At 58.8% G+C, this 25,641-nt stretch carries 27 protein-coding genes and 7 tRNA genes; 16 read left to right on the top strand and 18 right to left on the bottom strand.

Translation table 11 applies throughout. The annotated features are described in order from the left end of the window. Positions 1-70: 70 nt before the first annotated feature. Positions 71-1,114, top strand: coding sequence for an SDR family oxidoreductase (locus ACFSYH_RS02355; protein WP_377464875.1), 1,044 nt, complete (start codon positions 71-73; stop codon positions 1,112-1,114). A gap of 160 nt (positions 1,115-1,274) precedes the next feature. Here ACFSYH_RS02355 and ACFSYH_RS02350 read toward each other — a convergent pair whose 3' ends face one another. The 7 genes from ACFSYH_RS02350 to ACFSYH_RS02320 form a co-directional block, all read right to left on the bottom strand. Then, a complete protein-coding gene (locus ACFSYH_RS02350; protein ID WP_377464873.1) occupies positions 1,275-1,661 on the bottom strand; it encodes a DUF4259 domain-containing protein in 387 nt (128 codons plus the stop codon). Between the two features lie 223 nt (positions 1,662-1,884). Further along, positions 1,885-1,956: transfer RNA gene (locus ACFSYH_RS02345), tRNA-Val, on the bottom strand. Between the two features lie 20 nt (positions 1,957-1,976). Further along, a tRNA-Cys gene (locus tag ACFSYH_RS02340) sits at positions 1,977-2,050 on the bottom strand. Between the two features lie 34 nt (positions 2,051-2,084). Continuing rightward, a tRNA-Gly gene (locus ACFSYH_RS02335) sits at positions 2,085-2,156 on the bottom strand. A gap of 72 nt (positions 2,157-2,228) precedes the next feature. Continuing rightward, positions 2,229-2,300: transfer RNA gene (locus tag ACFSYH_RS02330), tRNA-Val, on the bottom strand. Positions 2,301-2,327: 27 nt separating this feature from the next. Then, a tRNA-Cys gene (locus tag ACFSYH_RS02325) sits at positions 2,328-2,401 on the bottom strand. Positions 2,402-2,438: 37 nt separating this feature from the next. Then, a tRNA-Gly gene (locus ACFSYH_RS02320) sits at positions 2,439-2,510 on the bottom strand. Positions 2,511-2,793: 283 nt separating this feature from the next. On the opposite strand from ACFSYH_RS02320, the gene ACFSYH_RS02315 reads away from it, so the two are divergent. The 4 genes from ACFSYH_RS02315 to ACFSYH_RS02300 are packed head-to-tail and all read left to right on the top strand — an operon-like array spanning position 2,794 to position 6,126. Further along, positions 2,794-3,843, top strand: coding sequence for a chorismate-binding protein (locus ACFSYH_RS02315; protein ID WP_377464871.1), 1,050 nt, complete (start codon positions 2,794-2,796; stop codon positions 3,841-3,843). Beyond that, complete coding sequence (locus ACFSYH_RS02310) at positions 3,840-4,700, top strand: aminotransferase class IV (RefSeq protein WP_377464870.1); 861 nt, start codon at positions 3,840-3,842, stop codon at positions 4,698-4,700. The genes ACFSYH_RS02315 and ACFSYH_RS02310 overlap by 4 nt, the downstream gene beginning before the upstream one ends. Before the next feature lie 51 nt (positions 4,701-4,751). Beyond that, positions 4,752-5,927, top strand: a complete 1,176-nt coding sequence (locus tag ACFSYH_RS02305; RefSeq protein ID WP_377464869.1) for an FAD-dependent oxidoreductase — start codon at positions 4,752-4,754, stop codon at positions 5,925-5,927. Positions 5,928-5,946: 19 nt separating this feature from the next. Then, on the top strand, positions 5,947-6,126 hold the full coding sequence (locus ACFSYH_RS02300; RefSeq protein ID WP_377464867.1) for a hypothetical protein: 180 nt from the start codon (positions 5,947-5,949) through the stop codon (positions 6,124-6,126). 457 nt (positions 6,127-6,583) lie between these two features. On the opposite strand, the gene ACFSYH_RS02295 is transcribed toward ACFSYH_RS02300, so the two are convergent. Both ACFSYH_RS02295 and ACFSYH_RS02290 read right to left on the bottom strand, forming a co-directional pair. Continuing rightward, positions 6,584-6,655: transfer RNA gene (locus ACFSYH_RS02295), tRNA-Val, on the bottom strand. Between the two features lie 140 nt (positions 6,656-6,795). Next, positions 6,796-7,398: a DUF1349 domain-containing protein gene (locus ACFSYH_RS02290; RefSeq protein WP_377464866.1), complete on the bottom strand. Its 603-nt coding sequence runs from the start codon at positions 7,396-7,398 to the stop codon at positions 6,796-6,798. 88 nt (positions 7,399-7,486) lie between these two features. Here ACFSYH_RS02290 and ACFSYH_RS02285 point away from each other — a divergent pair, with 88 nt between their 5' ends. From ACFSYH_RS02285 to ACFSYH_RS02275, 3 genes are all read left to right on the top strand, one after another. Continuing rightward, entirely contained in the window at positions 7,487-8,647 is a 1,161-nt protein-coding gene (locus ACFSYH_RS02285) for an RtcB family protein (RefSeq protein WP_377464865.1), read from the top strand. Positions 8,648-8,804: 157 nt separating this feature from the next. Beyond that, on the top strand, positions 8,805-9,767 hold the full coding sequence (locus ACFSYH_RS02280; RefSeq protein ID WP_377464864.1) for a PPK2 family polyphosphate kinase: 963 nt from the start codon (positions 8,805-8,807) through the stop codon (positions 9,765-9,767). A 96-nt stretch (positions 9,768-9,863) separates the two neighbouring features. Further along, complete coding sequence (locus ACFSYH_RS02275) at positions 9,864-10,343, top strand: DUF1990 family protein (protein WP_377464863.1); 480 nt, start codon at positions 9,864-9,866, stop codon at positions 10,341-10,343. Between the two features lie 212 nt (positions 10,344-10,555). Here the strand turns inward: ACFSYH_RS02275 and zapE are convergent, their stop codons facing one another. From zapE to ACFSYH_RS02250, 5 genes are all read right to left on the bottom strand, one after another. Continuing rightward, a complete protein-coding gene (gene zapE / locus ACFSYH_RS02270; protein WP_377464862.1) occupies positions 10,556-11,614 on the bottom strand; it encodes a cell division protein ZapE in 1,059 nt (352 codons plus the stop codon). A 34-nt stretch (positions 11,615-11,648) separates the two neighbouring features. Next, positions 11,649-11,894: a hypothetical protein gene (locus tag ACFSYH_RS02265; protein ID WP_377464860.1), complete on the bottom strand. Its 246-nt coding sequence runs from the start codon at positions 11,892-11,894 to the stop codon at positions 11,649-11,651. 84 nt (positions 11,895-11,978) lie between these two features. Then, entirely contained in the window at positions 11,979-12,344 is a 366-nt protein-coding gene (locus ACFSYH_RS02260) for a rhodanese-like domain-containing protein (RefSeq protein ID WP_377464859.1), read from the bottom strand. After that, entirely contained in the window at positions 12,337-12,897 is a 561-nt protein-coding gene (locus ACFSYH_RS02255) for a DUF4395 domain-containing protein (RefSeq protein ID WP_377464858.1), read from the bottom strand. The genes ACFSYH_RS02260 and ACFSYH_RS02255 overlap by 8 nt, the downstream gene beginning before the upstream one ends. Before the next feature lie 238 nt (positions 12,898-13,135). Further along, positions 13,136-13,861, bottom strand: coding sequence for an aspartate/glutamate racemase family protein (locus tag ACFSYH_RS02250; RefSeq protein ID WP_377464857.1), 726 nt, complete (start codon positions 13,859-13,861; stop codon positions 13,136-13,138). Positions 13,862-14,015: 154 nt separating this feature from the next. On the opposite strand from ACFSYH_RS02250, the gene ACFSYH_RS02245 reads away from it, so the two are divergent. After that, positions 14,016-15,245 (top strand): carboxylate--amine ligase, encoded by a 1,230-nt coding sequence (locus ACFSYH_RS02245; RefSeq protein WP_377464856.1) that lies wholly within the window; start codon positions 14,016-14,018, stop codon positions 15,243-15,245. Between the two features lie 210 nt (positions 15,246-15,455). On the opposite strand, the gene ACFSYH_RS02240 is transcribed toward ACFSYH_RS02245, so the two are convergent. Next, positions 15,456-16,628 (bottom strand): DegT/DnrJ/EryC1/StrS family aminotransferase, encoded by a 1,173-nt coding sequence (locus tag ACFSYH_RS02240; protein ID WP_377464855.1) that lies wholly within the window; start codon positions 16,626-16,628, stop codon positions 15,456-15,458. A 137-nt stretch (positions 16,629-16,765) separates the two neighbouring features. Here ACFSYH_RS02240 and ACFSYH_RS02235 point away from each other — a divergent pair, with 137 nt between their 5' ends. The 3 genes from ACFSYH_RS02235 to ACFSYH_RS02225 are packed head-to-tail and all read left to right on the top strand — an operon-like array spanning position 16,766 to position 19,612. Beyond that, complete coding sequence (locus ACFSYH_RS02235) at positions 16,766-17,341, top strand: DUF3000 family protein (RefSeq protein WP_377464854.1); 576 nt, start codon at positions 16,766-16,768, stop codon at positions 17,339-17,341. Between the two features lie 56 nt (positions 17,342-17,397). Then, the gene (locus ACFSYH_RS02230) at positions 17,398-18,603 is read left to right on the top strand and encodes an HRDC domain-containing protein (RefSeq protein ID WP_377464853.1); all 1,206 of its coding nucleotides are present in this window, start codon (positions 17,398-17,400) and stop codon (positions 18,601-18,603) included. A gap of 16 nt (positions 18,604-18,619) precedes the next feature. Beyond that, a complete protein-coding gene (locus ACFSYH_RS02225; protein ID WP_377464852.1) occupies positions 18,620-19,612 on the top strand; it encodes a lipid II:glycine glycyltransferase FemX in 993 nt (330 codons plus the stop codon). Here the strand turns inward: ACFSYH_RS02225 and ACFSYH_RS02220 are convergent. Both ACFSYH_RS02220 and ACFSYH_RS02215 read right to left on the bottom strand, forming a co-directional pair. Continuing rightward, the gene (locus tag ACFSYH_RS02220; RefSeq protein WP_377464851.1) at positions 19,609-20,148 is read right to left on the bottom strand and encodes a hypothetical protein; all 540 of its coding nucleotides are present in this window, start codon (positions 20,146-20,148) and stop codon (positions 19,609-19,611) included. The genes ACFSYH_RS02225 and ACFSYH_RS02220 overlap by 4 nt on opposite strands. A gap of 3 nt (positions 20,149-20,151) precedes the next feature. Then, a complete protein-coding gene (locus ACFSYH_RS02215) occupies positions 20,152-20,373 on the bottom strand; it encodes a helix-turn-helix transcriptional regulator (protein WP_377464849.1) in 222 nt (73 codons plus the stop codon). A gap of 206 nt (positions 20,374-20,579) precedes the next feature. Here ACFSYH_RS02215 and ACFSYH_RS02210 point away from each other — a divergent pair, with 206 nt between their 5' ends. The 4 genes from ACFSYH_RS02210 to ACFSYH_RS02195 all read left to right on the top strand — a co-directional run bounded on the left by ACFSYH_RS02210 (position 20,580) and on the right by ACFSYH_RS02195 (position 24,570). Beyond that, complete coding sequence (locus ACFSYH_RS02210) at positions 20,580-21,830, top strand: thiolase family protein (RefSeq protein ID WP_377464848.1); 1,251 nt, start codon at positions 20,580-20,582, stop codon at positions 21,828-21,830. Beyond that, on the top strand, positions 21,827-23,929 hold the full coding sequence (locus ACFSYH_RS02205) for a 3-hydroxyacyl-CoA dehydrogenase NAD-binding domain-containing protein (RefSeq protein ID WP_377464846.1): 2,103 nt from the start codon (positions 21,827-21,829) through the stop codon (positions 23,927-23,929). Before ACFSYH_RS02210 ends, ACFSYH_RS02205 begins: the two co-directional genes overlap by 4 nt. A 147-nt stretch (positions 23,930-24,076) precedes the next feature. Further along, positions 24,077-24,283, top strand: a complete 207-nt coding sequence (locus ACFSYH_RS02200; RefSeq protein ID WP_377464845.1) for a PLDc N-terminal domain-containing protein — start codon at positions 24,077-24,079, stop codon at positions 24,281-24,283. A 26-nt stretch (positions 24,284-24,309) separates the two neighbouring features. Continuing rightward, a complete protein-coding gene (locus ACFSYH_RS02195; protein WP_377464844.1) occupies positions 24,310-24,570 on the top strand; it encodes a PLD nuclease N-terminal domain-containing protein in 261 nt (86 codons plus the stop codon). A 138-nt stretch (positions 24,571-24,708) separates the two neighbouring features. Here ACFSYH_RS02195 and pflA read toward each other — a convergent pair whose 3' ends face one another. Further along, positions 24,709-25,617, bottom strand: a complete 909-nt coding sequence (pflA, locus tag ACFSYH_RS02190; RefSeq protein WP_377464843.1) for a pyruvate formate-lyase-activating protein — start codon at positions 25,615-25,617, stop codon at positions 24,709-24,711. Between the last annotated feature and the right edge of the window lie 24 nt (positions 25,618-25,641).

Genomic DNA, 25,641 nt, shown 5'->3' with positions numbered 1-25,641 from the left:
TCCGTCAGGATTGAAAAGGTTGAAAGCAGCCCCTCGGGGCTGCTTTTGATCATCCGGTACAGGAGGAAAGATGACGGCACCACACGAGCACGACAGTGTCTCTGACCCCGCACACAGCGACGAGACTGGACACGATTGGTCCGATGAGGGTGGAGCGCTTCCCGATGGTCCCGCAACACTGGGAGCCCATACTCGCGGAGGGCCTCACCCACCGAACCGCAATCATGTGCACGGAGGACTCGTCGACCCGCGGACGGCATTTCCCAAAATCGAACCTCCCGAGCAACAACAGCCAGAACCGGGTCTCGATCAGAAACTCGAACCACGGGCCTACCGAGGCGAACACACCTATCGAGGTTCCGGCAGGCTACGTGGGCGCAACGCACTAATCACCGGTGCCGACTCTGGGATTGGCGCTGCTGTGGCCATCGCATTCGCACGTGAGGGCGCCAACGTTGCGTTGGCGTACCTACCCGCTGAGCAACCCGATGCAGTGGAGATCGACAAGATCCTGGACGAGACAGGCGTAAAGGTCCTACATCTTCCCGGTGACCTCGCGGATGTCTCCTACCGCAACACACTCGTGCACAAAACGCTTGGGGCATTTGGCGGTCTCGACATCCTCGTAAACAATGCGGGGAAGCAGTTGAGTGTTGAGGACATAGACGAACTGTCTGATGAGCAGATTGAGCAGACGTTCGCGGTGAACGTGTTTGCGACCTTTGCACTGTCAAGGGATGCGGCTCGCGTGATGGAGCCAGGTTCAACGATCATCAACACCACGTCGATTCAGGCGTATTCACCGTCGCCGCACCTGTTGGATTACGCCTCCACGAAGGCCGCGATCAACAATTTCACCAAGGGCCTTGCCGCGCAGTTGGGTCCGAAGGGTATTCGCGTGAACGCCGTGGCGCCGGGACCGATTTGGACGCCGTTGCAACCTTCGCACGGTCAGCCGCCGGAGAAGTTGACGTCATTCGGTCACGACACCTGGCTTGGCCGCGCAGGCCAGCCTGCCGAGTTGGCACCGACTTACGTGTTCCTGGCATCGAACGAGTCCAGTTATATTCTCGGCGAGACCTTGAACGTCAACGGCGGTCGCGCAACTCCGTAGCGTTCTTATGCTTGTGGCCCCATCGCTTGAGCGGTGGGGCCACTTTTTGTACGTTTTCATTGACGACGACACCGCAGCTAGGACACGCCCTCACCTACCAGCGCGAGGACTCGTGAAACTACCGTTCCCCTATGCCCGCTGAATCAATCGTCGAACGGTGCTAGGCAAGTTCATTCAGCGTGGCACGCGATGCTCTGAGCCACTCGTCAAGTTCGTCTGTTTCCTCCCATAACTCATAGAGTTCGGAGTGTTCTGCATCTGAGAGTGTGCGTTGCACCTGCTCGCGTATGAATCCAATTGCCTCTGGTGTGAAGTGTTGCGCAACGGTCGAGAGTTCAAGTTCTTCAACCGGCGATGGTTGACCCTTGCGAATCGCCACGGCTATTTCAGCCAGCGCCAACGCCATCTGTCCGCCGTCTACTTCTAGGTAGTTTTTGTCTTCGAAAGCCCACTGGATTTCGTCAAAACTGAAGTTTCCGTGTCGTAGGTCTGCGATCAGATCCAATGCGCCGTCATTCTCGAATGCACCGTTTCCCCATGCTCCCATAAGCAGAAGTTACCACGTCTCATTTCCCTCTGAACATGGGTCGCGCTCATCTCGGTGGTGCCAAAAGAGCCCGGGTGCGCGCACAAAAACTAGGTACCCGGAACAATTCCACCCCACCGATAGGTGGTGAGGTTCTCGCGACAGCACGCCGCAAATCATATTAGGGCCTGACAGTTGTCGCAGAAACACAGAAAACCCCTGAATCATCAGGGGTTTTACTCTGTGCGCGATACTGGGATCGAACCAGTGACCTCTTCCGTGTCAGGGAAGCGCGCTACCGCTGCGCCAATCGCGCAAGAACTTGAGTGAAGTTCTTGGAGGTGGAAACGGGATTCGAACCCGTGTGGACGGCTTTGCAGGCCGCTGCCTATCCTCTCGGCCATTCCACCGTGAGAGATGAACTGGCCTACCAGTGTTTCTCCGAGCGGATGACGGGATTCGAACCCGCGACCCTCACCTTGGCAAGGTGATGCTCTACCCCTGAGCCACATCCGCATGTGTTGTGTAGGAGAACCTACACGGCAAACAAAAGGCACTCTGTGAAGAGCGCCAAGGCACGTTTGCCTGTGCGCGATACTGGGATCGAACCAGTGACCTCTTCCGTGTCAGGGAAGCGCGCTACCGCTGCGCCAATCGCGCAAGAACTCATAAAAGATCTGTGAGTCTTGGAGGTGGAGACGGGATTCGAACCCGTGTGGACGGCTTTGCAGGCCGCTGCCTATCCTCTCGGCCACTCCACCATGAGGCTGGAACTGAGTGTTCAGCACCTTGTCTCCGAGCGGATGACGGGATTCGAACCCGCGACCCTCACCTTGGCAAGGTGATGCTCTACCCCTGAGCCACATCCGCATTTCGCTGCCGAGCCATACAGGATTAACCCGTTGCTCGCGGCGACATGTAAAACCTTAATACGACTGACCTCGTATTTCCAAATCGCGTTGAACCGCTCTGGACCGTATAACTGCTCGAGGTATGAGGCAGTTACAACCGTTCGGTGCCCCAATCACCTCGCCCACTCCCTACCCACAAAACAGTTTCAACGCTCAAGCACTTGCGTGTGGACACCGGCTATGGTTGATGCCACTTGTTGGGTAGTTTTGTATGCGTGCATGGTGAGGTTCAGTTTCGTGGGTTGAGCAGTGGGTCGGTCGCGGAGTTCGCTTCGGGCTCGGCGCTGCTGTCCCGTCTGCAGGCTGGCGGTCAGTGGTTTGTGATTGCGGATTTTGAGGGGCGGCTACGCGGCTGGCGCTTTGAGGACGTGACCTCAGCACCGCGAGATCTCCCAGCCACACCGGCATGGCGCGGCCCAGACGCTGATGCCTGGGTTTCCTCGCACACCGCCGAACAGTATCAACAGGCAGTGGCGCGCACGCGTGAGCATGTTGCTGATGGCACGGTCTATCAGGCGAATATCTGCAGGGTCCTGAGTGCTTCACTGGACAAACCGCACAGCCCTGCGGCTCTCACGGACATTTTTGCGCACGGCAATCCGGCACCGTTCCTCGGGTACATCCGAGTCACGAGCACCGTCCCGGAAGAACAGGTCTGGCTGGCTTCTGCCTCACCTGAACTGTTCATTCGCATTTCGCCTGACGCGGGCGGCGCACTGATCGAGTCAAGCCCCATCAAGGGCACGGCGGTGAATCGTGATGGCCTCACGGACAAGGACACCGCCGAGAACGTCATGATCACTGACCTTGTCCGCAACGATGTGTCGCCCGTCTGCGAGCCTGGGACGGTCGCGGTAAGGAACTTCCTCAATGTCGAAGAGCATCCGGGTCTCGTGCATCTTGTCTCAACGGTTGAGGGGCGTGTCTCCCCCGAAACGTTCGCGTCTGACGATTTCTGGCAGCGAGTATTCGACGCCACATTCCCGCCGGGTTCTGTGTCCGGAGCACCCAAGTCGAGTGCGCTGCGCATCATCTCCGAGTTGGAGTCTCATCCGCGTGGCCCGTACTGCGGCGGTTTCGGCTGGGTCGATGGCGACACCGGTCGGGCAGAGTTGGCGGTTGGTATCCGTTCGTTCTGGTGGGAACGGCACTGCGCGTCGTGCGGCGGCCCCGCCCTACATTTCGGCACGGGCGCTGGCATCACATGGGGTTCTGACCCCGTACGCGAGTGGGAGGAAACGCAGTTGAAGGCTTCGCGCTTGATCGCGCTCGCTTCGGGAGGTTCCGTATGACAGTCACGTGGGTTGATGGTTTCATTGCCGACGAGCCCTCACCATCCCCCTCGCCTCTCGACCCAGGGCTGCTGGTTGGGGACGGACTGTTTGAGACGCTCGCTGTTTATGGCGGTGTCCCCTTTGCGCTCACCGAACATGTGGAGCGGCTGGAATCGTCGATGGCTGCGCTCGGGTTCGAAAGTCTTGACCGCAAGCACGTCAGCGAAGGTATTGCGGCGGTTGTTGCACGCGCGGGTGATTCGATCACAGGTGTTGGGCGACTGCGCATAACCGTGTGGCGGACTGGACGTGCGCTGGGTGGTGGGGGCTCGTCGCCAATGTCGATGTCTGTGACATTGTCCGCAGGAAGCGGCCCCGCGCTGGGTCTTGTGAATACGAGCGAAGCGACCGTGTTGACGTCGCGGTTTGTGCGTAATGAGCGTTCGGCGCTTACCGGGCATAAGTCGACGTCCTATGCCGAGAACGCGTATGCACTGCGCGAGGCTGTCGCGGTGGGAGCAACCGAGGCGTTGCTGTTCAATACCTCGGGCGATGTGGCGGAGGGAACCATGACCAATGTCGTGGTTGACCTTGGCGATGGGCTGGTCACTCCTGCCCTATCCTCGGGGTGTTTGCCAGGTGTGACGCGGCGCCTCGTACTTGACTGGGCCGCCGAGGCGGGACTTGCGCTGCGCGAAGCCGAACCAGGCGAACTGACTCGGGGTATCGTCGGCAAGCCAATCGCGCTGCTCGGAACGCTGCGGAACGTGCAGCAGGTGAGCCGCTGGGACGGAATCAACCTGCCACACAGCGAGGCATTGCTGGAGCTTGCCCGCGTCTTTGCGGGCAACATGCACCACGCACTGAGGGCATAATCACGCAGTCTGGCATCACCTTGACCGCACTTGAGAAATTGGAGAACCCCGATGACGCACACAGCGATAGTGGTTGGCGGCGGTATCGCCGGTTTAGCGGCAGCGGCATCGTTAGCCCAGCAGGGCTGGCAGGTGACCGTTCTCGAACAAGCACCTGAACTCAAAGAAGTCGGTGCAGGTGTCTCCATGTCCCGCAATGCCGTAGCGGCGTTCTGCGGTCTTGGTTTCACCGAAGATCAACTACTGTCTCTCGGGTTTCAAACACGTGCCGCGGGAACCTGGACCTCCACCGGGCAGCCGATTCTCACGATCCCCGACTCTTCATCGACCACGACAAACATCAGCCTCATTGGAATCCATCGTGGCAGGCTCCACGCAGCGCTCCTACAACGTTGCCGTGACCTCGATGTAGAGATTGTCACCGGAACCCCAGTGAACTCAGTAGAACCTGGAGAGCCCGACGGAGCCCTCGCGGTGGTGGCAGGTCGCACCGCTGACCTCGTCGTTGGGGCAGACGGAATGCGCAGTGCGTTGCGGAATGTCTTGTCCCCACAGTCCCGTACCCTCTATAGCGGGTATTCCAGTTGGCGCGCGATAATCCCACGCCTCCCGGGAGAAACCACACTGCAACAGTTCTGGGGACCCCACGCCGAGTTCGGTGTGATGCCCGTGTCCGAGGAACAAACCTACTGGTACGGATACATCAAACTGCCGGAAGGAACCACTTTCCTTGACGAACTGGCAGCGGCCCGTAGGCGATTCGCGGGATGGGCACCATCCGTTCAAGGGTTGCTTGAACGCACGGATCCCTCCGCGCTGATGCGTCACGATGTCCATCGTCTCCCAGGTGGCTTGCCCAGTTACGCGAGTGGTCGAGTTGTCATGATTGGCGACGCCGCCCACGGTTTTCTGCCCACGATGGGCCAGGGTGCGGCAACAGCTTTGGAAGACGGTCTGTGTGTCGGTTTGCTGGTTGGCCATCCCGTTGCCGCAGGAGGCTCCCTTCGGCTAGCGCTTGACCAGTTTGATCGGGAGCGCCGTCCACGCTGCCGCACTCTTGGTCGCGCGGCATTCATGTCTGGGCAAGCCGGAGCACACTTGGGTGGAGGCTGGCTACAAACCGTGCGTAACTCGCTCATGCGTCTAACGCCTGCCAGCCTTGTCAGCCGGGGCGCAGACGCCGCAATGGGCTGGACGCCTCCCGCTCCGGCCGCACCACGCAACTAGCTTAGCTTTGGAGATATCCATGACGGCACTCATCACCTACATCGACGCTTGGGTAGCGAACGACGTGGAGCGAATCACGAACGCGGTCAACTCCGATTGCGTCATCATAGAGTGCTACGGCCCGCGCTATGTGGGCCGTGAGCGGGTCAAACAGTGGGCTGAGACTTGGCTTGACGCGGGTGGAATCGTGCACCAGTAGGAAGTGCACGACCACATCGTTACAGGTGACCGGGAGGTGTCCACGTGGACTTTCGAATGCACGTGGCAAGGAGTCCGGTCCTCATTTGATGGCGTTACTGTCGCTCGAGTATGCAACGGTCGAATCATTGAACTCCGCGAGTATCAGACCAATGGTGACATCTACGACTGGACGGGCACCTGGCGCTAACCCACGCTAATTCAGTCTCGTTGATGAGTGGAGCGCCACGATGCCGCCACCCCGCAAACGAGCCGACAGTACCGGAACCTAGGCGATGTTGCGGTTGTTTATCGTCACGCCGCCGACATCAGCGCAAGACTGAGCGCCGCCCTCTGAGGCGTCCTTGAGTGACGGTGCTGGATAGTCAAGAAATGGTAAAAACAGCCGCACGTGTGCACCTAGTCGATTTTCGCAAGCAGCACTTGAGGGAAATACATCTTGAACAGTATGTTTACTGTGGGCGATGCGGGTATCGAACCCACGACCTCTTCCGTGTGAAGGAAGCGCGCTACCACTGCGCCAATCGCCCGTTAGGCCATAATCACCACGATCATATGAGGTGGCGTGGCCGATATTTAAGAATACTACTCCCCACTGACACGTAAGCCTAATGCTTAAGTCCCATCTCGTCGAAAAACGGGAAGCTGTTCAGAAAACAACCGGACAAAACTAGTGGATTGACGTATCTGGGCTACCTACCCGCCATCCATAGAATGGCACTTCTAACCCAGCATGAGTTGGCCCACATACAAAGGGACCTGCAGTTACACCGTCTTGTTCGGTCAGCGGCAGGACGCGCAGTAGTTGCCAGTCAGTGCCGGTTCGCCGAGCCCGGAAAGTCAAGGCATCGTTCCTCCAACTAACTCGAATACTGACGCGGGTGTTGCCCCATTCTGGAGCTTGTGCGGAAGACCAGTCGGAGGTTCCGCGGGTGACAACGGCCCCAAGTTGTGGGGCACCGTCAGCAAACTCGACACCAGCCTTCACCCAGTGTTCGTTCGATACCCGTACGTAAAGGCCAGCTTGATCGAATTCGCCCGTGAAGTTGGTACCGAAATCAACTTCCATGGATGTTCCTGGGGCGAAAGTAACACCCAACGCATGTTCGCTTTCGTGCACAAACCCGTAGGCCGTATGCCGCCATGCGTCGCTACCTTCAACTGCGGTGACATGCAAAACTCCATCATCGGTGATGTGCGTGATCGCAGGCTCATTAGTCCATGTTCCTTCAGACCAGTTAATGCGTGTGTTTTGTAGTTCAGGATCGTTCATACGCTCGATCATATCCTCGCTTCACATAAATAACGTGCGCTGCCCCACGCTCCTTCCCTACTGTTGACGAGCACAGAAAGGAAGGAAAATGGTTTTCCCAGTGACTCTTTCGGGCACATCCACGCTGATGTGGGCCCGTGAGAGTGAAATCGAGCCAGAAGCACTGGCTCAGTTGCGTAACATTTCGGCGCTGCCGTGGGTACATGGCGTTCGCGTGATGCCGGATGTGCACCTCGGAAAGGGCGCAACCATCGGATCGGTAATCGCGATGAAGGACGCCGTCTCCCCAAACGCAGTGGGCGTGGACATCGGCTGCGGCATGATAGGTGTGCTCACATCGTTGACTGCAACAGATCTTCCCGACGATTTGGCCGGGTTGCGTCACGACATCGAGCGGGCAATCCCCACCGGATGGCATGGACACCGCGACCCGCTCGACGCGGGTGCTGACCTGTGGCAGGAATTTGATTCGCTGCACGCAGGCGTGCAGCGCAATGAGTCGAAGATCCGTAAGCAACTAGGTTCGCTTGGCGGTGGCAACCACTTTGTTGAGGTGTGCCTCGACGACAATGACCGGGTGTGGCTGCAGCTTCACTCAGGTTCGCGTGCAGTGGGCAAGATGATCGCCGAATGGCACGTGTCCAAGGCTAAGGACCTCGAGCACAACCTCACCCTGCCGGACCGTGACCTGGCTGTGTTCTTGTCTGGAACGTCCGAGATGGATGCGTACATGCATGACCTTCAGTGGGCGCAACGTTATGCGGCACAGTCTCGTGCCCAGATGATGCGTTTGCTTCAGGATGTAGTGCGCCGCCACTTCGCGGACTTGGACCCGACGTTTGAGCAAGTCGCTAACGTGCACCACAACTATGTTCAGCACGAGAACGTCGATGGCCAAGACCTGATTGTCACGCGTAAGGGAGCGATCCGCGCAACTGAAGGAATGTACGGCCTGATCCCAGGTTCTATGGGAACGGGTTCGTACATTGTGAAGGGACTGGGAAACCCGTTGTCCTACTACTCCGCATCCCACGGCGCTGGCCGAAAGATGTCGCGTAACGCTGCGAAGCGCACGTACACCACGGCTGACCTTGCGGCTCAGACTGCCGGTGTTGAATGCCGTAAGGACGAGGGCGTGCTCGACGAAATCCCAGGTGCGTACAAGAACCTGGAGGACGTGATTGCCGCGCAAACGGACCTCATTGAGGTCGTGGTGCGACTGCGCACGATCCTGTGCGTCAAGGGCTGAGCGTACTGTTTCGTCGCTACGCTCAGTAGACCTGACGCACGCTTATAGGGCGTGACCCGAACCTGGTGTTTCATCCACCATTGGTTCAGATCACGCCCTACACTTATGCTCAGAACTGCTCCACAGACTCGCCCGCTGACAAGACAACGAGGTCACGATGTCAAAGAAACCTAAGAAGTCAAAGAAATCCGCGAAACTCAACAAGAAGTCCGCTGCGGGCAAGGCAGCGAAGAACACCAAGAAGCTCAAGCACGCCCAGAAAACCGCAGGACGTGCCACGAAGTTCAAAGAGACGATCCAAGAAACCACCGTGTTCACGCAGGGTGTGGCGCTCGCGGACATTGATGCTTCGAGCACACCCGGTTGGAAGCACGGACGTAAGGAGGCCGAATCTCTTCTCGCTGAGACGGGTCGCCAGCTCTCCGAACTTCAGGAACGTTTGTTCGCGGATGGTCGCAGCGGTGGGTCTCGTTCTATTCTGCTGATCTTGCAGGGCATGGATACGGCCGGAAAGGGCGGGATCGTACGCCACGTGATCGGGCTCGTGGACCCGCAGGGCGTACAGCATGCTTCATTTGGCAAACCCACTGCCGAGGAACTTGAACACCACTTCCTCTGGCGCATCAAGAACAAAACTCCACGTCCGGGACACATTGGCGTGTTCGATCGCTCCCACTATGAGGACGTGCTCGTTGCGCGAGTCAACGAACTAGCCCCGCTGGAGGAGATTGAAGGTCGCTACGACGACATCCTCCAGTTCGAACGCGAACTCGCCGATTCTGGCACCACGATCATCAAGGTGCTGCTACACATCAACCCTGATGAGCAGAAAGCCCGGCTTGGTGAACGCCTAAGCCGTCCCGATAAGTACTGGAAGTACGATCCGAGCGACATTGATGGGCGTCTTATGTGGCCGGATTATCAAGAAGCTTTCGAGATCATGCTGGAACGCACCTCAACTGAGACTGCGCCGTGGCATATCATTCCCGCAAACAACAAGTGGTTTGCTCGCCTCGCGGTCTCCCAACTGCTGTTGCATGCCCTCGAAGACCTCAATCTCGAATGGCCTCCGCCTAGTTTCGACATCGAGGAAGAAAAACGTCGGCTCGCAGAGGCCTGACGCATCCCCGCATAGTGGTGTTCCGGAGTCAACAACCACAAAAAACCACCCTCACACCGGAAAACCACCATGAGAGGGCATCGATTGGATACTTCAGTGAACACCGCACCCGAGTTACCGGTCTGGTCTCAAACAACCTCCGAGGGCTTTCGCCGCACCGAGGTTTCCACCGTCATTGGCCACGGCGAACAGTGCTGGGAGCAGGCAACTCACGATGTGTTGCGCTGGGCGATCAAGACTCGTAGCGGCTTTCAGGTGAGCAACTCAAGCAAGGTTTCACCAGGAACGCAGTTGACGGTGACGGCACGAGTCGCAGGTATCACGGTCGTCGAACCAATCACGGTGGTTCGAGTTGTTGAAGAACCTGACCGTGTTGGATTCTCGTACCGCACCCGTCCCGGGCATCCGGTCACTGGTGAAGAGGCGTTCATCGTGCACAGGACGGACACTGATGTGATCCTCACAGTCCGTTCGCTCACGGCACCGTCAGACACCCAACCGTGGCGTGCGATCTATCCTTTTCTGCGCATCGTCCAGATTGTTGCTCGTAACCGGTATCTTCGCGCCCTACGTTAAGGCCAACCGCCTACAGCGAGTCAGTTGTTAGGGCGCTACGAGCCAAGCGCCCGAATCAGCGGCACAGCCAACGCTCTCGTAGTCAACCCCCATAGCTGATCCACCGCCAATCAAAATGGTGCCCAGCGAATAGGTTTCACCCGCAGTGACGCTAGCAGAACCCGGCATTGTGCTGGGAGCCGGGGAATCGTCGGCAATCAGAACAGAAAAACCTACGCGACCTCGCGGCCTACGAGCAGACGGCCCTCCTGAGCCAGCGCACCCAAACGCGACAGCGCCCGGAAGTACTTCTTGCGATACCCGCCGTTGAGCATCGTCTCGGAGAACAAGCAGTCCAGGCCCGAACCGCCCAAAAGCACCGGAACCTCACGGTCATACAGGCGGTCCACAAGCACCACGAAACGCAAGCCTGTGGACTGGTCCTCAATCGGATGCACGCCGGTCAACCCAACCAGGGCAATGCCGTCGAGCATCGCACCGTACTGGCTCGGGTGCACGAACGCCAGATGACGCAGCACCTCATCGAACCCATCAACCGTGGTCAGGCCGTCAACCGAAACGCCCTCGGCCAGATCGAGCACATCTTCATCGGGCAGGCCAGGCATGGAACTTGGAACCGAACGACGCCGGTAGTCCTCGCCATCAACGCGCAGCACCTCAAACCGGGCTGCGAGCGCCTGGATTTCGCGCAGGAAGTCTTCGGCAGCGAACCTGCCTTCACCGAGGGAGTCGGGCAGGGTGTTCGAGGTCGCGGCGATCGCCACTCCCCTGTCTGCGAGCTCACGCAGGAGCCGGGACATCAGGACAGTGTCACCCGGATCGTCGAGCTCGAACTCGTCGATACATACGAGTACTTTTTCGGCGAGCGCCTCAACCGTTTTGGCGAATCCTAGCGCGCCGACCAGGTTGGTGTATTCGACGAATGTTCCGTACGCGGTGCGTTCGATTCCAACCTCGTGTGCGAGGGATGCGAGGAGGTGGGTTTTTCCGACTCCGAAGCCGCCATCCATGTAGATGGCTGGGGCTTTTTTGGAGTTTTGGAGGAATTTGGTGAGCCAGCCTTTTGAGCCGCTGATCTGCTTGGCGGCTTCGCGCAGGCGCTCGCGGGTGGTTTCTTGGCTGGGGTATTGCGAGTTGGCACGGTAGGTGTCGAATCGCGCTGTGTGGAAGTGTCGTGGGGGCACGAACTCTGCGAGCAGACGGTCGGCGGAGACGTGCGGTGTGATGTCGGCCAGTTGTTGTGCGTGGCCGATGCGGGACTTGGGACTCACAAGCCACCATCTTACAGCGGGTTGGGTGGTCTGATTATTTGGTGATAATTACGGCTTCGAGTCTTGGGGCTCCAAAACCTGTGTCGATGATTTCGAAGGTTCCGTCGGTATAGCAGACGACTTCACCAGCGAAGTCGAGTTCTTTGAAGGTTGGGTCGCATTCTGTGATCGCGACTGGTTCGGGCGCTTTGATGTGGTCCACAAAGAACACGCTGATGGTTGCGGCACCTGCGGTGACCGCGAGTATGGCGGCAATCAGGAGGCGCGCTTTGGTGGGCATGCGGTTTTCTGCTTTCCGACGAGCTGGGTCGTTATTCCGTCATCTTACGCTCTGCTACTGGTCAGGGACGGATACAGTTCATGTTTAGCCGGTGACGATGTTGATTTCGGTGCTGGCTGCTGCGTCTTGAACTGATCCGAGGTCGATGACGTTGGTGATTCCTGCATCTTCCATGAGTTGTTTGGATTGGGCGGATCGGTTGCCGGAGCGGCAGTACACGGCATACTGCGTATTCTGGTCGAGGCTGTCGAGTTCAGCGGCGAGTTGTCCGGCGTTGTAGTCGAGTAGCGTTGCGCCTTCGAGGTGTCCTTCGGCATATTCTGCTGGCGTGCGGACGTCTATGATGATCGTGTCTTCGGTGAGGGCCACGTTCTGGGTGGGATCGTTTGAGCATCCCGTGAATGCGAGAAGTGTGAGTGCCGCGAGTGCGGCAATGGTGGCTTTACGCATGTGGTGTGTCCTTGTGGGTGTGGTTGATTGGGCAGACCTCGCCCGGGCAGTGTTGCGGTGCTGTCCTACTGAAAAGTCGTTGTAGTTGGCATCCCGCGCAGATACCGAACGAGGCTTCGATAAACAGCAGGGTGAGGCACACTCCGCACAGCGCCATGACGGCTGCGAGCGGCAGGTTGAGCGTTCCCATGGCGAGGCAACTGGTGACCGCAAGGACGATACCCAGCCCCCAGGCGAATCCCTTTTGCGGTGCACCGACCCATTCGGGGGCTTGGCCGCGCACGATGAGTCCACCAAGGGCCAGCGACGGTGACCAGCGGTCACTGACAATCACTCGGATAAGCATGTCGATCAGGAAGAACATTCCAAAGGGTCGCAGTGGCACGCTCGAGCCAGTGTTGAAGGCGGACACTGCCGCGAATGCCCCTCCGAGAAACAGTAGGCCCGCGGCTGCACGTACCGTCCGTTCGTTGATGACTGGGACACCGTATCCGTCCCGCCACTCGCCTATCGTTGGGCGTTCTTGCGCCCGGTTAACGCTCAGTTGATTCATGAGCAGGTGCAGCGATCCGTCTCAGCCACGCCGTACAGGGCGTCCTCGATGTGCTGGCCGCAGCCGGTCCAGGTCGCCTTTCCACAGTTACCGCAGGTTACTCGAGCGCACATGGCGTGGTCCTTTCCTTGAGGGTAGGTGAGCCTGCCGCTCACAACCTCAAGAATAATACCCCTGGGGGTATATTTCAAACCAAACTATCCGTCGCTGGATGGGTAGATATTTTCAGTGGTGGCTGTTAGGCGCGAACAGGGTAACCAGCATGCTCGATCGTGGCTCGAACAAGTTCGTCCATCGAGTCGAGGAATGGCTCCTCATCAAGGAGATCATGGTCAACAGCGGCAACAGATAGTTCTGTGCATCCCAATACAACAACCGATGCCCCACGGTCCACGAGACGAGCCGCCACCCTACGCAATGCATCGGGATCAGCCGGCAGGCCAGCCTTTACCTGCTCATAGATCACGGAGTTCACAACAGCCTGGTCCTCATCGTCCGGCGTGATGATGTCAACCCCATGCGCACCGAACGCATCGTGATAGACGTGAGACTGGGCAGTTCCCTCGGTTGCGAGCAAACCAACTCTGCCAGCGTGTGGGGCTCGGCGCAGGGCAGCGGAAACGGTGACGTCAATGATCGATAGAAAATCACCGTCAATCGCATCGATCACCTGCTGCGTGAAGAAGTGCGCTGTATTGCATGGCATGACCAGAAAGGACACACCGAATTTCTCGAGTTTCTTGGCGTCCGCCGCAAGAACTGGACCAGGATCCTCGGTGGATCTCCCCAAAATATAGTCAGTTCGATCCGGGATGGTCGAGTGATTCAGCACGACGAGGTCTAGGTGGTCTTGATCCCGTTCAGCAGCGGTTCTCTGCACAACACGTTGTAGAAAATATGCGGTCGCCAGCGGTCCAACGCCGCCGATAACGCCTACAGGTAAACCAGTATCTCCGTGCTTCACATCCACCATCCTATTCCCACCGCCCCACCAGATGCCCAAGCACCACGAGGTCTTTACACAAAACGTCAAAACACGCCGGACTGGAGCGGTAACATGGCGAGCGGACTTGAGCATCAGCGCCGTCCACCACCACAACGAAGGGAATTGCGGCATCATGCCATTCGCGGATCAGGACTTCATCCCGGTTGTCTTGGGTACAGGACTCAACGCATACGGGATCGCCCGTTCCCTGCACGAGGCCTTCGGCGTACGCACCCTCGCGTTGGGTAGGTTTCCCCTCCCCGAAACCTCGCACTCCGCGATCATCGAGGTACGCACCTCCCCCAAACTCGATGATGAACACCTTGTTGCCGCACTCACGGAAGTCGCCGCACAATACCCCGGCAAGAAGCTCCTGCTCCTACCCACCATCGAGGCGTACACCAACGCAGTCATCCGCCACCGCGTCGAGCTGGAACGTTCCTTCATCATCCCTGTTGTCGATTCGCAACTCGCGCAGGAATTGGTGAACAAGGCTGAGTTCTATCAGACCTGCGCACGCCTGGGCATCGATCACCCTCGATCCGTCATCATTGATGAATCAGGCGCTCAGGATGCTCACCTTGGCGAGAACCTGCCGTTCACCTACCCGGTCATTCTCAAGCCCTCAGACACCGAACTGTATCCGAGCCTAAAGTTCGAAGGCCAGAAAAAGATCTACCTGGTCAGCAGTCCCGCCGAGGTTCGGCAGACCGCGCAGTTGATTTACGCAGGCGGTTACACCGGCGATCTGATCCTTCAGGAATACCTGGCCGGGGACGAGAGGGTCATGCGAGTCGCCAACACATACAGCGACCACCGAGGAAATACCCGATTCGTCTCGATCGCGCAGATCGTGTTGGGTGAACACAACCCCAAACTCGTAGGCAATATGAACGCCGTGGTCACGATTGATGAGCCGGAGTTAGCCGCGACGCTCACCCGCCTACTCGACTCGCTTGGATATGTGGGAGCCGCAAACTTCGACATCATGTTCGACCGCGCCACGCAGTCCAACAAACTCCTTGAACTCAATGTGCGCCAGGGAGCAGCCAGTTACTACGCGACTGCGAGTGGCCACAATCTTCCCGCACAGTACGTGCGTGACCTCATTTACGGTGAAGAACTCCCCTACACGGTCACGACCACACCAGTCTTGTGGCGAAACGCCCCGCTATCAGTGATCCGTCGATTCGTCCCCACACCGCTCAGGGGTCTGGTCAAGACCGGCCGCCGCAATCGCACCGCACACACCCTGTGGTACCGCAAGGACCTAAACCCCAAGCGGATCATCGCGAACCTCAAGCATGAACTGCGCACTGGCCGCAACGTGATCGCAAACGAGAAGTTCCGCATCAACAAGTAGTCCACCCGGAACGCTGTGTAACTGTGTAGGTTTTACTTCAGGGCGCGAGTGAAAACTCGCGCCCTGAAGCACTTTCGGACGCGTTCACTTCATGGTCCGATTGACGACGAGTTGGTTGCGCTGGCCCGACAACGTCACATTGGCCTAGTAGCCTGTGCGCGGTGACGAGCTAGCGGTGTTGACCCGTATGGCAGCCACCAGATGGTGGGTTCAGGAAGCCAGGAACCGGCGCACGAGTTGCACGATCTCCAGCGCACGCTGCTCAGAAACGTTGGTCGGCAGATTCACGACCCTCGCAATAGCGTCCTCTGACACTCGTAGCTCCGAAGAGCCAGGCGCATAGTTGTATGCCTGCGGATCGTGGGCACCAGGGAACAACGCCGGACGATACCACCGTCCCGCTGGAACTCCCGCACGGCTCAGATCGGTGATCATCTCCTCTGCCTGCTGGGCGCTCGACACATAGAACGGGAATCGCACGAATGCCCCACCCCGAGAAACCGCTGCAGGAATGGTGACGACACCCTCAAGTTCCCGGACATACACCTGAACCGCACTCTCGCGCTGAGATTCGATGTCAGCCACCGACTCCAACGCCGCGACGGCCTGCTGCGCCACCCACGGCGATATACCGACCGGTTGCCCCTGCCGCCCACGGCTCTCCTGTTCGGAGATCGGTGGATCAAACAACCCAGCGTTCACGAGCATCGTGCGCAACCCACGCCCAAGGCCCCCCGGGACTCTGGTGAGGATACGCAACTGGTTCCGGTAACTCTTCGCGGCGAACGCCTGCTTACCGCTAGGCGCGGGTAGACCAGTCAGCGCCGAAACCATCGCGGCGCGCACTTCAGTGGTGTATCCCTCATCGCGGGTATGTGGGTTCAGCCAGATCGCACCACCAAACTTTGTGGGTAAAAGCTTCTCCACCCCAAACGAGTGCACCGACACATCGGCCACAGGCCGACCGTCCACACCGCGAGCAAACCGCCCAACGGCGTGTGCGGAATCCTCGACGACAATCAGCCCATTGGTACGCGCAACCTCGCCGAGAACCCTGGCAGACTCGTCGTCAATCACACCGAATGTGTTCTGAATGACCGCGGCGCGGTCATCGACCCCCACACCAAACGCCGTGGGCGCGAGCGCAAACGTATCGGGGTCGATCTCGCTATAGCGGGGCGTCAACCCCGCGGCCAAAATCGGGTTGACCGCAGTCGCACACGTGAAGATCTGGGTCGCCACATTTCCCGGACCCACGGTAGCCCGCACCGCAGAGAACACTGCTTCCATGCCATACCGGGCCTTAAACACAAGGAACCAGTCCTCAGCCGACGTACCAGAACGGCTCGCCAGAAGATCCTTCAGGGCAGCGGACGCGCTCACGAACACACCTCTCAGTTGAGAAACAACCTTCGCGCAGAACAGGACGTCACAGCGCGTCGAACGTCTCGCAGGTCTCAAAACGGTAATGTCGCGCGAGTCGCCCTCCTCAGACTACCAATGCTGGTTAATCTAGCCATATGACCAGCCCGCACGTAGAGCTCCCTGCCGCCTTCCATGCGGCATTGCGTGCGCTACGCCCAGACGTCATCCCCCGCCACCTCACCCTTGAGGAGATCCGGGCACCGCGCTCGCTTACCCCGTATTCCGCAGCGCTGGCGGGAGAAATCACGCAATCACGCAATGAACCTGGCATCCTCGCGGACGGTTCGTTGACGCTGCTGTACACCGAGGAATTTCAGAAAGACTGGGGCGGACACTTCCGATTCGCAGTGATCGTGCGCACAACCATCGATGAGGTCATGGGACAAGACCCTCTCATCTATGAGGTGACCCGTGCTTGGGTCCGTGACTCACTGTCAAGCACCAACGCCCAGTACAGTCACCTGCGAGGAACCGTCACCGTGCTCAACCAGGAGTCGTTCGACGAGACCACCAACTCCGAAGCCACGAGCACACTTGAGTTGCGCGCATCGTGGACCCCAGATGCGCTCGATCCCGACGCGATATACTTGGAATTCAAACGCCACCTCGAGTCCTGGATGAATCTGCTGTTTACCACCGCAGGTTCGCCAATGCTGTTTGTCCAGCGATAACCGCCATGGGCACAACGGCAGGTACACGAACTCGGGACACCTGAACCAGAACGTACATGAGTATCAGTCCTCCCACCGACATCACCATGCTCACTGAGCCACGCGACGGAGCCGCACAACTCGTCGCCAATCAGATGGGCTACCATAACGCACTTGTGCGGCTCGCCCAGGGCACCGGGGCTTTCGCTGTCGACGCGGAACGCGCGTCGGGCTTTCGGTACGGCAACCGCAACTACCTGGTGCAGGTGCGGCGCGAAGGCGCCGGGACGTTCCTGTTCGACCCCACGGGGATCGAAGACTTCACGGAACTCAACGCCATCATGCAATCCGATACCTGGATTTTTCACGCCGCGACGCAGGATCTCATCCCGCTGGCCGACCAGGGTTTAACTCCTCCGGCAATCTTCGACACCGAAGTCGCGGCGCGCCTGCTCGGTATTGAGCGCGTGAACCTTGCCAACGTCACCTCGCACTTCCTCGGGTTGACCCTCGCCAAGGAGCATTCCCACCAGGACTGGTCCACCCGGCCGCTTCCCGATAGCTGGTTGACGTATGCCGCGCTCGACGTGGAACTGCTTACTGAACTCGCTGAGCACGAAATCGAACAGCTCAAGGAGGAGGGCAAGTACGAATGGGCGCTTGAGGAGTTTGAGCACCTGCGTGTGGCCCCCGTTACGGTCCGCGTTGATCCGTGGCGCCGTACCTCCGGAATCCAGACGATCCGGGACCGCCGCAAACTCGCTGTTCTACGGGAGTTGTGGAGCGAGCGGGAGAAGATCGCCCGAGCTCGGGACATCTCCCCTTCGCGTATTCTTCCTGATCGCGGTATTGTTCAGGCGGCGACCGTTGTGCCTCGTTCTGTTGGGGCATTACTGTCGTTGCACGACTTCGGTGGAACCACCAACCGTAGGCGTGCCCACCAGTGGGAGCGCGCAATCCAACGCGCGCTCGCGCTACCCGCTGAGGAACTGCCCCCACTGCGGCTCCCCACCGCGCCGAAGGCTCCACCCATCAACCGGTGGGAGGAGAAGTCCCCCCTCGCTCTCAAGCGCTACGAACCCGCCAAGGAATTTGTGGACTCGCTTGCCGAGCGGTTCAACATGCCGGTCGAGAACGTGCTGCAGCCCAAACTGCTGCGCCAACTGGTGTGGGACTCCACGAATCGTGCAATCAATGTGCGGCAGTACCTGAGCGAGAACGGTGCCCGCGAGTGGCAGATCACACTCGTGGACAAGCACCTGCAAGAACTCATAACTCCTTAAGGACAGGAACCACTTCGTGTACACGATCACCCCAGTTACGCAGTCGCTCACCTGGAACGAACAGGTTGAAAGCCTCGGCGGACACCCGCTACAAAAGTGGGGTTGGGGTGAACTCAAGTCCGCACACAACTGGTCCGCCACGAGGCTCACGGTCACGATTGACGACGAGTTGGTTGCGCTGGCACAGGTCCTGCACCGTTCGTTGCCCGCACCCTTCAAGTCTCTGTCGCATGTTCCGCGTGGCCCGGTCTTTGCCGCTTCCCTCGATGCGGCTGGCCGCACGGCGGCCACCGACGCGATTGTGGCGTGGGTGAAGAAGAACGTCGGTGGTGTGGGAATCACCATTGAAACCGACCTCGATGCGGTTGATTCGGTTGCTGTGACTGGAGCGAAGCCCAGCCCTAATCCGATTTTGTACCCGACAACGCTCATCTTGGACACCCGCCTGCCTGCTGACGAACTGCTGGGTGCCTGCTCGAAGAGCACCCGCTACGACATCCGTAAGGGCGCGAAGAACAACCTGGACATTCGCCGGGTAGTGACCGATGAAGAACTTGAACAGGTGCTGCGCACCTATCGTGAGAATGCGGCGCGGGCCGGTTTTGCGATCCACTCCGATGGCTACTACCGCGACATCCACCACCTACTCGGTGAGGACTCGTTCATCGCCGCGTGCTTTGCAGACGGGGAAGTCGCATCGTTTGTGTGGCTCGCTCGTTCTGGACAAACCTGGTTTGAACTATATGCCTCGGCGAACGACACCGGACGCAGACTGCGTGCAAACGCACCCGTGAAGTGGTTCGCAATCCAGGCCGCCAAGGAGGCCGGAGCGCCGCGCTACGACATGAACGGTCTGCTCAACGACGGCATCTCCGAGTTCAAGCGGTCGTTTTCGAAGCACGAGAACCAGTTGCAGCCATCGGTTGACGTAGCGTTCTCATTCCTGCACGGAGCATGGAACACATTGCTTCCATCTGCGAAGGCTGTGCTGCGTAAGCTCCGCCGCTAGTCGTCGTCTTCAGCGCGTTTACGCTGGTGCGCGCGAAACTTCAAGACAATAAATACAGCAACGATGCCGACAATCACTCCAGCAATCATTCCGATACTTTCACTGGTCGTGTCCGGAGTGACTTGAATGACCCCGTAGTCTCCGAATACCGGGTGGCCCATGCGCAGTTGATAAAATCTCGCGCCTAGGAGAACCGCGACCGTAGCAAGGTAGCCGATCAGAGAAGCAATCTTGCGGTTGCGTGCACTACGATCCGTAAGTCCATAGATCGAAACGCCATGTGCAGCCGCATAGCCAATCGTCAGATAGCTTTGCAAGCCCCCAAGTAGGATCGCACCGAGGGCCACGTACCAAAAACCGAACAGTGCGAAACCGGCTCCAGCAATCGTGAGTGTGCCCGAACTGACGACAAGCGCAAATGTGTGACCCTTCATGATGACGTTGGCTTCTCGCTCATCGCCCATCGAAGGGTCGTCGAACCCCGAGACTCGATCAGCAAAAGCGATCATCAGGTCTTTCAAACTCTTATCCGACATGATTTAGCCGTCCCCCTGCTTCAGCGGGAAAAGATGCTCCACGGTATCCTCCAGTTCGCGGGCGATGCGCAATGCGAGATAGACGCTCGGTGCGTAGTCGCCTCGCTCAATCGAGATAATCGTCTGACGCGACACGCCCACCGCCTTGGCGAGTTCCGCCTGGGTAAGGCCGCGCGACTTACGGGTTTCGCGCACTTGCACGACCCCTGCGAGCGCGTCAGCCATACGACCTCCAGATCCAGCGAAAACGAACCCTACCAATGTAAAGGTTTGTTGACACTTTGCGCCAGTGCCACGCGCACGAACTGAAACCAAAACAGAACTTCCCACAGTGCGCGATTTACTAGAACCGCCAGTATCATGTAACTTGTATGACGTTGATCACCCGCAGATCATGAGGACGACGCTGTCCTCAATTCAAGGAGCAGTTCATGACCACACGCTCGTCGCACTACTCAACCCGGAACGTAGTGTTTGTCGATGGGGTACGCACCCCCTTTGGTAAAGCCAAACCAGATGGCTACTACGCCCACACCAGAGCAGATGACCTCGCAGTCAAAACGCTGCGCGAACTTCTGCGCCGCTACCCCGAGCTTCCACCAGAACGAATCGACGACGTTGCAATCGCCGCCACCACCCAGCAGGGCGATCAGGGTCTGACGCTTGGCCGTACTGTGGCACTTCTGGCTGGACTTCCCCAGTCCGTTCCCGGTTTTGCGATAGACCGCATGTGCGCCGGAGCGATGACAGCAGTCACCACGGCTGCGGGATCCATCGGCATCGGCCAGCAGGACATCGTCGCCGCTGGAGGCGTCGAACACATGGGTGGTCACCCGATGGGATTCGACGCTGACCCCAACCCTCGTTTCCTGTCCGAGAAGATCGTGGCTCCTGACGCACTCAACATGGGAGTCACCGCAGAAAACCTACACGACCGTCTTCCTCACCTGACCAAAGAGCGAGCAGACGCCTACGCAGTGGCTTCACAGAACAAGTACGCGCAGGCCCTCGCGGATGGCAATATTTCACCAGACCTTGTTCCGGTTGCCACCCGGAACCCTGAATCTGGATGGGGCCTGGCAACCACCGATGAACTCGCCCGTCCGGGCACCACGGTGGAGGGCATCGCCAACCTCAAGACTCCGTTCCGCCCAGGTGGCCGCGTCACCGCTGGTAACGCCTCCCCGCTCACCGATGGCGCGACCATGTCCCTCATCGCGGGCGAAGACACCGCTCGGGAACTTGGACTACCCATTGGGATGCGCTTGGTCTCGTTCGCTTATGCGGGCGTCGAGCCCGAGATCATGGGATACGGTCCCGTCCCCTCCACGCAAAAGGCTCTCGAACGAGCAGGCCTCAGCATCGACGATATCGGCCTGTTTGAAATCAACGAAGCGTTTGCCGTGCAGGTGCTGTCCTTCCTCGACTTCTTCGGAATCGCCGATGACGATCCTCGTGTCAATCAGTACGGTGGCGCCATCGCGATGGGACACCCACTCGCGTCCTCCGGTGTTCGCCTCATGATCCAACTCGCCCGCCAGTTCGCTGCCAACCCGCAGGTCCGTTACGGCATGACCACGATGTGCATCGGCTTGGGTATGGGCGGCACCGTGATCTGGGAGAACCCACACCACCCCGATTTCGCACCATCCCCATCGCACCCAGTTGGAGCAGACGCATGAGCACCTTTGAAGAAGTAGTGACCCAGGCGTACGTCAACGACGTCACCCTGCCCGACGGCAAGATTCTCGCACTGGTCACGATTGATAACGGCTTCGACCACACCAAGCCAACAACGCTTGGGCCGAAGTCCATGGCGAACATCGAGGCGGCGCTGCGGGAGGTTTCTGAGCGTGCAGATCGTGGTGAGATCGTCGCCGCCGCTGTGACCGGTAAGCCGTACTACCTTGCGGCGGGGGCCGACCTCAAGGCCGTCACCACGGTCTCGAACAACGAACAGGCTCGTGAGCTCGGAGTTTCGGGACACCGCACCTATGCGCTCCTCGCGGACATGTCGGTGCCAACCTTTGGTTTCATCAACGGTGCCGCCATTGGCGGTGGCTTCGAGATCGCTCTGAACTGCACGTACCGCACCATCGCCTCGGATGCGAACGCTGCTGCGCTGCCGGAGGTTTCCCTCGGCTTGATTCCTGGCTGGGGCGGCGCCTACTGGGTGCCACGGCTTGCAGGCTTGCAAGCAGCGATCGATGTCATGCTGACACGCCCTGCAGCGAATAAGCCGTTCAAGCCTGCTGAGATAGCAAAACTTGGCCTAGCCGACGTACTGCTTGATTCGGCTGACTTCCTTGAGCAGTCCATCGTGTGGGCCGCTCAGGTTTTGGCAGGTGAAGTATCCGTGTCCCGGCCAGAACTTCCATCGTCCAGCGAATGGCAGGCCACTGTTGCTGCGGCACGCAGGCAGGTTGACGCCCTCGTACACGGCTCGCGCCCAGCACCGTACAAGCTCCTTGAGTTGCTTGAACTAGGACCGGATGTCACCCGCGACGAAGCGTTTGCGGCGGAAGACCAAGCACTCGAAGAACTCATCATGTCCGAGGAGTTCCGGGCATCGATCTACACATTCCACGCAGTCAACGCGGCCAAGCGTCCGACCGGTGCTCCAGACCCTAAGTTGGCTCAGCCAGTGACTCGCGTGGGAATCATCGGTGCTGGACTCATGGCCGCGCAGATGGCTCTGCTGTTCAGCCAGCGCCTCGGCGTTCCCGTCATCATGCGCGATCTTGACCAAGAGCGTGTGGACAAGGGCTTGGAGTACGTGCGCACGACAGTTGAGAAACTGGTGAGTGCGGGCAAGATCTCTCAGCCTGCTGCGGCGAAGATCCTCGGTGGCATTCATGGCACCACGGACCTGGATGACTTCGCTGGCTGCGACTTCGTGATCGAGGCGGTCACTGAGATCCTTGGCCTCAAGAAGAAGGTGTTCGCGGAGGTTGAGGCCGTCATCGATCCATCGACTGTCCTCGCCACGAACACCTCCGCGCTGTCCATCACGGATATGGCTGCCGACCTCAAGCATCCAGAACGCGTGGTCGGGTTGCACTTCTTCAACCCTGTCGCGCAGATGCCGCTCGTCGAGGTCATCCACGCGGAGAAGACATCCACGGAGGCCCTTGCCACGGCGTTCAAGGTTGCTAAGAACCTGCGTAAAACCGCGGTTCTGTCCGCAGACCGTCCTGGGTTTGTGGTCAACCGTCTCCTCATTTTGCTCATGGGCAAGGTGGTCGAGGCCATCGAAAAGGGTACCGACCCGGTTGTCGCCGACCGCGCGTTGCGCCCACTCGGACTCCCGATGGGTCCGTTCGCGCTGTTCGACCTGGTTGGTCCGGCGGTGGGTCTGCACGTGCTGACCTCGCTGCGCGAGGATCTCGGTGACAGGTTCCCGCAATCCCCTGGTTTGCAGCAGATTGTCGACGAGTCGGTCAAGGTTTCGCTGCCACCTGCGGCTAAGGGCATCCCGGCTGAGGTGGACCCTGGGATCGCGAAGTATTTTGGTTCGCAGACCCCGCAGGATCAAAAGGTCGCACTCACCGAGGCCGAGGTTCTTGATGAGGTGCTGACTGCTCTGACCACTGAAATCGGCCTGATGCTCGATGAAAAGGTTGTGGAAACCGCAACCCAAATCGATGTGTGCATGATTCTCGGTGCGGGCTGGGCTTTCGCCGCGGGCGGCATCACACCGTATCTCGACCGGACCGGCTACTCCGAGAAGGTTCTCGGCAAACGGTTCCATGCTTTGGGCGTCGCCAACGTTCCCGCCTAAACCCGCTCCCCACCTGAAAACTGACGAGACCACCCACTTTTTGTGGGTGGTCTCGTCAGTTTTCAGGTGGGGAGCAAAATGCCTAGTCACAAGATCTGACCGTCCCCTATGATCAGGGAGGACAAACCATACAAGAAGGAGTAAAACATGGCTGATATAGCCGGCGTATTAGTTGGATTGATCTGGGTCGCCATTGCCGTCGGTGGTCTCGTACTGTTCATCTGGGCACTCGTAGACGTACTCAAAACCAACTTCCGCAACGACACCCACAAGATCCTCTGGATCCTCGTGGTTCTCCTCGCAACGTTCATTGGCCCGGTCCTGTGGCTGGTCTGGGGACGCAAGAACGCCTGACCCGCACGTAGCGAAAGTGACCTGTCATGCTCAACGTAAATCTTGAAGACGTCTTCGCTGGGGACCTTGGAATCTTCCTCTTCATCATCCCAATAGTCTGTTTCCTCCTCATGGTGGCAGCACTGGTCTCTATCGCAAAGGCCCCGATCACCGTGCCCAACGCACGATTACTCTGGTTCCTCATAGTGCTCGTGGCTAACTTCATCGGCGCGATCCTCTGGTTCGTGTGGGGTCATTCACACCCCAACGATCTGGCACCCCAGCAGCACCAGCCGCGTAACGACTAGTTCGGGGACTTCCGATAAGAACGTACAAAAGCGTGGGACCCACAACTTAGTTGTGGGTCCCACGCCCTTTCCCAACCCGGACACGCAGAGGAATGCGATGACAGATCACCTGCCGGATCGTCGGAAATCTAAGAACTACTAGTAGACGTCGAGACCCTTCTCACGGAACTGGTCGCGCACCCGCTCAACGACCTCCTTCGACGGAGGCTGGACATCGTCGAGCTCGTACTTCATACCCAAGTTGGCCCACTTGTCACGCCCCATCTGATGGAACGGAAGCACCTCGACACGGGCCACGGCACCCTTCCAGCGAGCAACGATGTTTGCCACATTGGCCACGTTCTCAACCGAGTCCGTCAGGCCTGGCACGACCACGAAACGGATCCAGATCTCTTTGCCCTTAGCCGCGAGCCGGTCACCGAAATCGATCGTGGGTTGCAGAACTCGGCCCGTGACCTTCTTGTAGGTCTGCTCATCACCCGACTTCACATCAAGCAGAACCATGTCGATGTCATCGAGCATCTCATCGGTGCACGAAGCACCCAAGAAACCGGAGGTGTCGATGCAGGTGTGAATACCCATCTCCTTGGCACCGTGCAGGATACGCGCAGCGAACTTCGGTTGCATGAGCACCTCACCACCCGAAAGAGTGAGACCGCCTCCCGAGGCCTTGAAGACCGTGCGGTACCGCCTGATCTTCTTTAAGATCTCGTCCGAGGTGACGGGTTCGCCGTCCTTCATCTTCATGGTGTCGGGGTTGTGGCAGTACAGGCACCGCAGCGGACATCCGGCCAAGAACACCGTCATTCGGGTTCCAGGACCATCCACCGCCGTCACAAGTTCCCACGAGTGGACGGAACCGAGTGTGCCCTGGCGCATCTGCTCAATACGCTCGGAGTGGGTCACATCAGCCTCAACGACACCCGAAAGACCAGCACCCTTCGTGCGATTCTCAGGAGCCTCGAACCCGGTGTCTCCGACTACATCGTCTTCGTTGGCCGCGCGGCACGTCAGCACCGGCATCCCTAGTTCAATCGTGTTGCTCATGATTCCTTTATCCCCTCTGGTGTA

It is taken from the genome of Populibacterium corticicola (assembly GCF_042683685.1).
Taxonomy (GTDB): Bacteria; Actinomycetota; Actinomycetes; order Actinomycetales; family Cellulomonadaceae; genus Timonella; species Timonella corticicola.
The sequence above is the reverse complement of the archived record's forward strand: the minus strand, read 5'-3'. Positions and strand labels throughout refer to the sequence as shown.